The 9,198-nt window shown below is 68.0% G+C and carries 10 protein-coding genes; 8 read left to right on the top strand and 2 right to left on the bottom strand.

Going from position 1 to position 9,198, the window contains the following annotated elements:
* From NTW26_06010 to NTW26_05985, 6 genes are all read left to right on the top strand, one after another.
* On the top strand, positions 1 to 211 hold a 211-nt coding region (locus NTW26_06010; GenBank protein MCX7021815.1), incomplete at its 5' end, for a hypothetical protein.
* A gap of 32 nt (positions 212 to 243) precedes the next feature.
* Positions 244 to 762 carry a hypothetical protein gene (locus tag NTW26_06005; GenBank protein ID MCX7021814.1) on the top strand — a complete coding sequence of 173 codons (519 nt, stop codon included), beginning with the start codon at positions 244 to 246 and terminating at the stop codon, positions 760 to 762.
* A 7-nt stretch (positions 763 to 769) separates the two neighbouring features.
* Positions 770 to 1,831 carry a hypothetical protein gene (locus NTW26_06000; GenBank protein ID MCX7021813.1) on the top strand — a complete coding sequence of 354 codons (1,062 nt, stop codon included), beginning with the start codon at positions 770 to 772 and terminating at the stop codon, positions 1,829 to 1,831.
* A complete protein-coding gene (locus NTW26_05995) occupies positions 1,828 to 2,919 on the top strand; it encodes a hypothetical protein (protein ID MCX7021812.1) in 1,092 nt (363 codons plus the stop codon). The genes NTW26_06000 and NTW26_05995 overlap by 4 nt, the downstream gene beginning before the upstream one ends.
* Before the next feature lie 6 nt (positions 2,920 to 2,925).
* Complete coding sequence (locus NTW26_05990; protein ID MCX7021811.1) at positions 2,926 to 3,579, top strand: hypothetical protein; 654 nt, start codon at positions 2,926 to 2,928, stop codon at positions 3,577 to 3,579.
* Between the two features lie 33 nt (positions 3,580 to 3,612).
* Entirely contained in the window at positions 3,613 to 4,272 is a 660-nt protein-coding gene (locus NTW26_05985; GenBank protein MCX7021810.1) for a hypothetical protein, read from the top strand.
* Between the two features lie 14 nt (positions 4,273 to 4,286).
* Here NTW26_05985 and NTW26_05980 read toward each other — a convergent pair whose 3' ends face one another.
* A complete protein-coding gene (locus NTW26_05980; GenBank protein MCX7021809.1) occupies positions 4,287 to 4,895 on the bottom strand; it encodes a hypothetical protein in 609 nt (202 codons plus the stop codon).
* Here NTW26_05980 and NTW26_05975 point away from each other — a divergent pair.
* Together NTW26_05975 and NTW26_05970 are read left to right on the top strand one after the other, a co-directional pair.
* Positions 4,834 to 6,195: a thymidine phosphorylase gene (locus NTW26_05975; GenBank protein ID MCX7021808.1), complete on the top strand. Its 1,362-nt coding sequence runs from the start codon at positions 4,834 to 4,836 to the stop codon at positions 6,193 to 6,195. The genes NTW26_05980 and NTW26_05975 overlap by 62 nt on opposite strands.
* A gap of 60 nt (positions 6,196 to 6,255) precedes the next feature.
* On the top strand, positions 6,256 to 7,479 hold the full coding sequence (locus tag NTW26_05970; GenBank protein MCX7021807.1) for an amidohydrolase: 1,224 nt from the start codon (positions 6,256 to 6,258) through the stop codon (positions 7,477 to 7,479).
* A gap of 415 nt (positions 7,480 to 7,894) precedes the next feature.
* Here the strand turns inward: NTW26_05970 and NTW26_05965 are convergent.
* Positions 7,895 to 9,198: hypothetical protein (locus NTW26_05965; GenBank protein ID MCX7021806.1), on the bottom strand; the 1,304-nt coding region annotated here is incomplete at its 5' end.

The raw sequence follows: 9,198 nt of genomic DNA, 5'->3' as shown, positions 1-9,198 counted from the left end.
GGCCCACATCCCCGGTCCCTGGGTGATGGCCTACGACCTGGACCCGGTCCGGGCCATGTACCAGAAGAACACCTACCTGGAGCAGGGGTGGAAGCTGGGCTGGGTGATGATTGCCGGCCACGACCCCGATCAGCCCCTCTTCCGTCTGCGGAAAAACGACAAGGGCCGCTACGAATCCGTCCCCCTCGACGGGGAGGATGCCCTACTTTGAGGTCCACCGGGACATCGCTCCGTTTTCGGTGGTTGCTCTTATGGCTCTCCGTTACAGCCGGCGCGGTCGCCGCCGCGGTCGAGCTCCCGGACGGTGGCGCCTTTACCTGGAAGGGGCTGACCCTCTTCGCCCCCTCGGACCGCGTAACTTGCAGTTGGACGGTCAACGAGGGTGAAGGCGCGGTGGCGCTCTACGGTCGGTCGGACGCGGGCGACGTCGCCGGGACCCTGTTGCTCAAGGCGCCCGACGCCGGACTGGCCGCGGCCGTCGCCGGGGGCGAGCGGGATAAAATCCAGGAGGAGCTGGTCCGGTTCCTGGCCGATGAGTGCCGGGCGCGCTACGGCCAGGTCTTCGGGCTGGAGCGGCTGGACGCAGATGGGGTGGAGCCGGGCGCGGCCCTCTTCTTCTCAGACGGCTACGCCCTCGTCCGCGCCTACGCTTTTTTGACCCGCGACGGCGTGTACCTCCTCTACCTGGCCTGCGCCCCGGAGGTCGAGGAGCGCCTGGGGGCGGAGCTGGACCGTCTGGCCGGGGAGCTGAGCTTTAAGTAAATTAAACATGATGAAGAGAATACGCTTTTTTCCACTCCCGGCCCTGCTGATCGTCCTCGCCGCCGGCTGCGGCGGGGAGTCGGGCGAGGGTGAAAAACCTTCGGAGAAACCGGCCCACGAAGAAGTGGTTGGCCCGCGGGTGGAGACCCAGGGGGCGCTTTCCCTGGCGCCGCCCTCCAGGCTCTGGCATCGCGACGACGAGCTTTCCAGCATGCTCACCCTCAAGCGGGGCGAGGCGGCGCCCGCGGCCGTGGCCCGCTTCTACTTCAACGGCCGGGACGACTACGACACCGAAACCCTGCGGAAAAAACCCGACGAGCTGAAGGCGTTCCTGGAGGAGCTGGCGCGGGGCCTGCGGGACCAGATAGAGCTCACCGCCGGCGCAGGCGTCGAGTTCATCTCCGGGCCGGACTACCGCGAGGACCCGTACCTCGCCGCCAGCTACTCGTACCGCTCCGTGCTCGGGGAGGACCGCTACTACAACCTGGACACCGTCTTCTACGTGGACGGCCGCTACGCATTCCTGGACCTCTCCTGCTACACCGACCAGGAGGCGAAACTGACCGGCGAGCTCGCGACCCTGCTGGACTCGGCGCGCATCGAGCCGGAGAAACCGACCGTCCTGAAACTGAAAACGGGGCAGGAGCTGGACTTCGAAAAAATCACCCTGACCGTTCCCGGCGATGGGTGGATCGCCGAGAAAACCTCCGATGAGATGCTGCTCTCCCGGGACGAGGTGCCCCTGGTGGACCTCTACGTGCGCCGTCCCGCCTCCGGGGGCGCCGAGGGCTCGGACCTCTCCGAGGGGCTCAAGGGGGAAATCGAGGCCCTCTACGGTGAGGTGGAGTACCTGGGTCAGGTGGATATCCGGCGGACGCCGGTTCCCTACGCCGCCGTGAGCTACCGGGGGATGGTCTCGGGTCGGCCGGTGTGGCGCCGCGACGCCACCGTGGCCGTGGGCGAGGATTACTACTTCATTGACGCCGGCTGTCCCGCAGACTCGCCGGATTGGCTGATCGAAGAATTGACCGAGCTCGTAAACTCAGTCGGACCAAGGGAGGAAGAATGATCCGTGTCGTAGCGCTGTTGGTGCTTGCGCTGGCTACCCTCACCTTCGCGCTGGGGGACCGTGTCGGGGAGGGCGATGTCAAGGTGACCCTTCCCGGACCGGATTGGCAGTACGAGGATTACGGGAGCGAGCTGTACGCCTGGTGGCCAAACCCCGACAACCCCGATTTCGATTTCGGCAGCTTGAGCGTCTACACCTTTCAGGTGTCGCCCATCTCGGAGACCGAGGGCCGCGCCGACCTCGCGGATACCATGGACTCCCTAGCCGAGCTCCTCGACTCCAACATCCAGGACAACTACCAGGTCGTCGAAATGGGCGACGCCATCCGGGAAACCGGGACCTATCTGATGGTCGGTCGGTACTACACCGACGAGGCCTTCGGCTTGGGGGACGAGGGTGAGGACGCGCAGCGCTTCTACAACCTGGACGCGTTCTACCTGCAGGGCGACCAAATCTTCGCCGCCAACTTCTACACCGTCCTGGAGAAGGCCGACGAGATCAAGGGAATGATGCCGGAGATTCTCACCGGCGTGGAGCTGCCCGAGTGGGAGGCCGACCGGTATAACGACGGAGACGTCGCGGACCTGGGCGGGTTCACCGTCACCCTGGGCGACGGACCCTGGATCGGCGTGCAGGATTACGGCGGCGCCAGCCTGACCGCCTACGACGGCTTCGCCCAGATGGCCAGCCTGATGCTCTACTGGGTGGACGAGCCCGTCGAGGGCGTGAAGACGGCCGCTCAGCTCAAGGACGAGCTCCGCGTGTTCCTGGACGAGTACTTCACCGGGTTCGAGGTGAACTACATCGGCGACGGCTTCGCCCGCGAGGGTGAATCCCCCTACGCCGCCTGGGCCTACCACGTGGACATGGGGCTGGGCGAGGAGTACCACTACGACGCCCAGCAGATAGTCGCCGGTCAGCCTTACTACATCGAGGCGGTAGTCCCGGCGGCCTACGAGAGCCGGATGGCCCCTGCGGTGATCAAGATGGCCGAGGGGACCGTCGTCGCGCCGGGCACCGGCGTGTACGACGGCGCCCCAACAAACATTGACGATTCCGGCATGCCCCCCGACGGGGGCGGTGAGTAGCGCGAGATGACGAGGATCGGTGCGTTCCTGACCGCGGCCCTGGGGGCGTTGCTCCTGGGTTGCGCCGCCGAGCCGCTCGCCGGCGGCGAAACGATGGCCTGGGGCCTGATCCAGGCCACCACACCCAACGCCGAGTGGGTCCGAGTGCCCGCCGAGGACGCCCTATACCTGCGCCGATACTACCGATGCAGCCTCTTGGGCGAGATCAAGCTCTACTACGCCGGGGAGGGGTTCGAGGACGAATACGTCGTACGCTCCTCGGGCACCGAGGGCCGGTTCCTCGAATCGGCCGCCGATCTGTTGCGCGAGCAGATTGACCGCATCTCGCCCCGGGCCGCCCTGGAGGGAGAACAGCCGACGCTTTTTTCCGAGCCCTACCTGGCCGTCCAGTACGCCTACCACGACGAGACTTCGGGCGAGGCCCAGTTCCACCTCGACCGGTTGTACTTCGTGGAGAACCGCTACTGGTTCCTGGACACGGGCTGCCTGGCCGAGGAGGAGGAGCTCGTCCGCCCCGAGATAGAGGCCCTCGTGGACGGCATCGTGTTCCCCCGCTTTTCGGAATGCGACCAGGGCGGCTCCGCGGACGGCGCCACCGGAGAGGTGAGCGAGGATGAGTTGGAATCCCTGACCGAGATGCCCAAGGGCTGGAATCTCTAAAGGGGGGCAATGCGGGGAACCGGAAAAGCCGGTTTGCTGTTTTTAGCGCCGATTCTGTTGACGCTCTGCGCCTGCGCCGGGGAGCTCGGTCCGGGCGGGCCGCTCGTCGCGGGAAGGTACGCCGTCCGTGCGCCCAACGACGCGTGGAGTGTGGGGGACTCGGGGAACGGCGTAACTGCGCCCGAAGGGGCCCCTGCGACCGAAGGCAAACCGAGCGAAGCGAGCTACGCCTCTGGCGAATCGGCCCTCTTCGTCCGCCGCAATTCCGCCGAAAGCGATGACGAGCTGGCCTACCTGGAGTGCCTGTACTACGACCGCTACCTGGACTCCGAGGACTGGATCCGCTCCGTCGGGGCCGAGGAGCGGGTGCTCGCCGATCTGTCCGACCTGCTCCGGATGGAGCTGACCCGGATCAGCCCGGAGCTGGAGTGGATCGGCACCCAACCGGTCACCGCGACCGACCCGGCGCTCACCGTCGCCTGGCGTTTCCTCGATTTCAAGCAGCAGCTCCACGCCGACACCCCGGCGAAAACCTACAACGAGGTCTCCCTGGTCCTCACCGGCGACGAGGTGCACCTCGTGGCATTCTACTGCTATGAGGACAAAGCCGAGGAGCTGGTGCCCGAGTACGAAGCGCTGAAGGGGAGCCTCACCGTGGACGGTCGCCGGGTCTTCCCCGGCGGACAGAAATGAACACAACCGCAACCCTAACCTTTCACACCGTTATGAACATGTGTTCCCTGGGAAAACGACTGATACTGCCCTCCCTCGTGGTCCTTTTGTTGACCGCCGGTTGCGGCGAGAAGAAAAAAGAAGACCCGCTGGCCCGCCTCGCCGAGGGCGACCAAGCCGTCGAGAAGCCCCCGGGACCGGAGGCGGCCACCGCCGAGACCGACTTCGCCGCGCTCTACGGGCCGGGGAGAATCGTCGAGGAGGACCCCTACTCGACGGTCACCCCCAACGGCGCCTGGCTGAACCGCTCTCTGGCCGGCAACCTGTTCCTGGTCCGCCTGGACGATCCCGCCCACGAATCCGAGCTGGGCTACGTGGAGGCGTACCGCCTGCCCGACGTCCCGGAGCGGACGGCGGCCGCCCTCGCCGCGGGCCGGGATCCCACCGGGGCTCTGGCCGAGGACCTCCGGGAGCTCATCGAAAACCACGCCGTGAATCCGATATTCTCCGATCAGGTCATGCCGCAGCTGAACGGCTACCCCTCGGCCACCCTCGTCTACCACGACCTCAAGCTCGGTTCCGATGGGGGCGAGGAGCCGGCCTACAACGAGGCCACCCTGCTCCTGGTCGGGGGCGAGGCCCACATCTTCACCGGCTACTGTTTTACCGACGCGCGGGGGTTCTTCGTCCCGGAGCTCCGACGCCTGGCGCGCCTTCGTCCAGGCGGTAACCCGGGGCGGCCTGCCCGATTATCAGACGGCCGCCCTCCTGATGGCCGTCTACCTGCGGGGGATGGATTTCCGGGAGACGTACGCCCTCACCGAGGCCATCGCGGACTCCGGCGAACGGCTCACCTGGCCGGACGTCGGGCGCCCCCTGGTGGACAAGCACTCCACGGGGGGCGTGGGGGACAACGTCACTTTGGTGGCGGTTCCGCTCCTGGCCGCGTGCGGCGCCGCGGTGCCCAAGCTGTCCGGCCGGGCCCTCGGGCACACCGGCGGAACACTGGACAAGCTCGAGGCCGTGCCGGGATTCCGGACCGACCTCGCCCTGGACGAGTTCCGACGGATTCTCGCCGAAACGGGCTGCTTCATCGCCGGCCACTCGGAAAAAATCGCCCCCGCCGACACCCGGCTCTATCACCTGCGCGACGTGACCGCCACGGTGGACTCCATCCCCCTGGTGACGGCGAGCATCGTGGGGAAGAAGCTGGCCGCCGGGGCGGATACGTTCATCATTGACGTGAAGACCGGCCGGGGGGCGCTTTTCCCGAGTCAGCCGCGGGCCCTGCGCCTGGCGCGCTGGATCAAGCGGGCGGCGGAGACGGCCGGGCGCAGATGCGTCTGCATCCTGAGCGATATGGGCTCCCCCCTGGGGAGAAAGGTCGGCAACGCCCTCGAGGTCGAGGAGGCGCTGGCGGTTCTCGCCGGGGAGGCGATTCCCGAGGTGCGGGAGCTGTCGCTGGAGCTCGTCGCCCGGGGGCTGAAGGCGGCGGGGCTGGCGGAGAACGTCGCCCTGGCTCGGGATATGGCCCGACGGAAACTCGACGACGGCTCGGCGCGCGAGGTTTTTGCGCGGATGGTCCAGGCCCAGGGCGGCGACCTGGCGGCCTTCGCCCGGAGAGAACGGGGCGGAGCGCACACGGGGGAGCTGAAGGCGCCGCGCTCGGGCTGGCTGCGCCGGGTGGACGCCCGAAACGTCGGCCGGGCGGCGCGGCTCGCCGGAGCCGGGCGCTCCACCGTCGAGGACCGAGTGGACCCCGAGGCCGGGGTGGAGCTCTTCGCCAAACCGGGGGACCGGGTGACCGAGGGCGATCCGCTCCTCGTCGTCCACGCCTCCACCGAGGACGGGCTCCGGGCGGCACTGGGGCAGCTTTCGGGCGGGGTGGTCGTGGGCGACGAACCGCCGGGGCGCCGGCCGCTCATCCGCCGCGTTCTGGACTGAAAATTATTTTGCAGGGGCGGGCGTCCACGCCCGCCGGCAGGAACCGCTCAAGGAGGATAAATGGCGGAAAAAGTGACCGCCGTCATCGGCGCCCGGGTGCACACCGTTTCCGGTCCGGTTTACGAGCCGGGGACCGTGATAATAGTTGGGGAGAGAATCGTCGCCGTGGGGCCCGAAAAAGACGTGAAGATCCCCGACGGCGCGGTGCGAATCGAGGCGCGGGGGATGACCCTCGTCCCCGGCCTGATTGACGCCCACGCCCATATCGGCGTCTTCAACGAGGCCCAGGGCGAGGACAACTGGGACGGCAACGAGATGACCGACCCGGTGACCCCGGAGCTGCGGGTGATTGACGCCCTGAACCCGGACGCCGTGGCCTTCCCCGACGTACTGGCCGCCGGGGTGACCACCGTGGCCACCATGCCCGGGTCGGCCAACGTCATCGGCGGCACCGTCGCCGCCATCCGCACCAAGGGCGCCACGGTGGTCGAGCTCATCCGCGCCTACCCCGTGGGGATGAAGATGGCGCTCGGGTACAACCCCAAGGTGAGTTACGGCGTGGAGCAGAAAAAGCGGCCTGCGACGCGCATGGCCAACGCCGCCGTCCTTCGCGTGGCGCTCCAGGCCGCCCGCAACTACGCCGCCAAAAAGCTCCACCACGGCGCCCAGATAATGACCCAGGAGAAAAAATCCGCCGAGGACCGCGAGCCGGTGGCCCCCTTCGAGGTGGACCTGAAGCACGAGGCGCTGCTGCCGGTGCTGGAGGGCAAGCTCACCGCGCGCTGCCACTGCCACCGCGCCGACGACATCCTCACCGCCCTGCGCATCCGCGACGAGTTCGGCCTGGAGATGTCCCTCGAGCACTGCACCGAGGGGTATAAAGTGGTAAAGGAGCTGGCGGAGGCGGGCGTGTTTTGCGTCCTGGGGCCGCACTTCATCGAGATGCGCTACAAGGCCGAGCTTATGGGGGTCAACCCGGCCAACGCCGCGATTCTCCACGCCGCCGGCGTCAGGGTCTGCATCCAGACCGACGCCACCTGGGGGGTGCAGTGGCTGGCCAACAGCGCCGCGCTCTGCGTGCGCCACGGCCTGCCCGCCGACGTGGCGCTCCGGGCGATGACGCTGAATCCCGCGGAGCTTTTGGGGCTGGACAAGGAATTGGGGAGCATCGAGGAGGGGAAGCGGGCGGATTTACTTTTGGTGGACGGCGACCCGCTGGACATCCGGGACAAGGTGGCCCAGGTCTGGCTCGACGGCCAGCCGCAGTTGAAGGAACCGAGGTAACCGGGCGGGTCGCTTAACGACCCCCTCCCCCCTCGGGGGGGAGGGTTGGGGTGAGGGGTGAAACGGCGGGGATTAAAATCCCCGCCCTACGTTGCGAAACACAACGATATCACGTAGGGGCGACCGTCCACGGTCGCCCGCGGGCGGGTCGCCAGACCCGCCCCTACGTCATCGCAATTTGCGAGGCACGGACCGCCCGTTCCCCCTCTCCCTCCTAGGGAGAGGGTGGGGGTGAGGGTCGACGCAGTCCCCCTCTCCCAGTGGGAGAGGGGATAGGGGTGAGGGCTGCCTTAGAAAAAAGCGGCGGGGATAGAATCCCCGCCCTACATCCTCTCCCTCTCCCTTCCAGGGAGAGGGTAGGGGTGAGGGTCGAGGTAGGGAACGTGATAAAGGCGGCTCGCAGAGGTGCCGCCTTTTAGAAAAACACCTTCGCCGAAATCTCCCCCCGGTGCACCGTCTCCCGCCCCGGCTCGGCCTCCCCGGTGTACGAAAACGTTATCGCCACGTACTGCTGGATGCTTATCCGCAGCGAGGCCTGCCAGTAATGATCCACCCCCGGGCGCCGGTAGACCAGCGACTCGGTGGTTGGCGGCCCGGTCAATTCGTTCGACCGCCAGCGGTACGACAGGCTCAAATCCCCCAGGCCGCCGATGCGCAGCTCCAGCGCCGGGGTGAGCTCCCAGCTCGCCAATTCCGACACCCCGGCGTAGGCGGTCTGCACGCTCACCTCGCGCGCCGCGCGAATCCTCGGCCGCCACGCCCCGAGAATGAACCGCGGCTCGAACCACGCCTGCCAGCTATCCACGTCGCGGTCCGCGTCCCCCGCCCCGAAGTAGGACAGCGCCCCCCGCCGCCACTCCCACCCGAAACTCCCGCCGCCCCAGAACCGCAGCCAGTCCAGCGGGTTCACCTGCCCGGTGAAGTCCAGGTCCCGGGAGCCGTAGCGCTCGTCGCGGGGGATGATGCGCCTGTCGCGCCCCTCGCGCCAGGAGTAGGTCGCCTTCAGCCGTCCCAGCGCCGCGGTGGGGAAGAGGGTCAGACCCGCCCGGGAGGACACCGAGCCGTCGAGCGTCCCGGTCCCCAGGAGGTCGGAGAACAGGGCCCGGTCCAGGGGGTCCCCGCCCTCCCCCTCGTCGTCGGCCCGCGCCTCGAGCTCCAGCTCGAAAAGCCTGGCCCAGTCGTCTTCTATGGCCCGCCAGGGGGCCAGGCCCACGGAAACGCCCCCCGAAACGCTTATCGCCCGCACCGGCTCCCCGGCCGGCAGCAGCTCCCGGTCGTAGTACGCCTCAGGGTCGCCGGGGTCGAAGATGTAAATCCAGCCCTCGGGGTCGTCGGGGTCCGGCTCGCGGCGGTAGCTGCCCTCCCCGTCGGGGGCGTAGATGAACTGCTCGACCAGGGGGTAGCTCCAGCGGCGGGCCAGCTCGTAGACGGCGTTCACGGTCAGCGCCCCGGACCAGGGTTCGAGACCGGCCTCCAGGCGCCCGGAGTCGCTCGACCCCGGGTTCAGCTCACCCTCGCGGTTGTCGAAGGCGTCCTCGTGGCTGTAGCGCAAAGACAGCCTCCAATCGTTCTCCCGCCAGGCGATCTGTCCCAGGTGGTCCAGCCAGCCGGCCAGCTCGGGCCGCCCATCCTCCAGGGTCCCCAGCTCGCGGCCCCAGCCCAGGTCGTAGTCCAGGGTGAGAGCGGGCGTGGGGTAGAGGGTGAATCCACCGCCCAGCC

This window comes from bacterium, from assembly GCA_026398675.1.
Classification (GTDB): Bacteria; RBG-13-66-14; RBG-13-66-14; order RBG-13-66-14; family RBG-13-66-14; genus RBG-13-66-14.
This window is presented reverse-complemented; position numbering and strand designations above follow the sequence as displayed.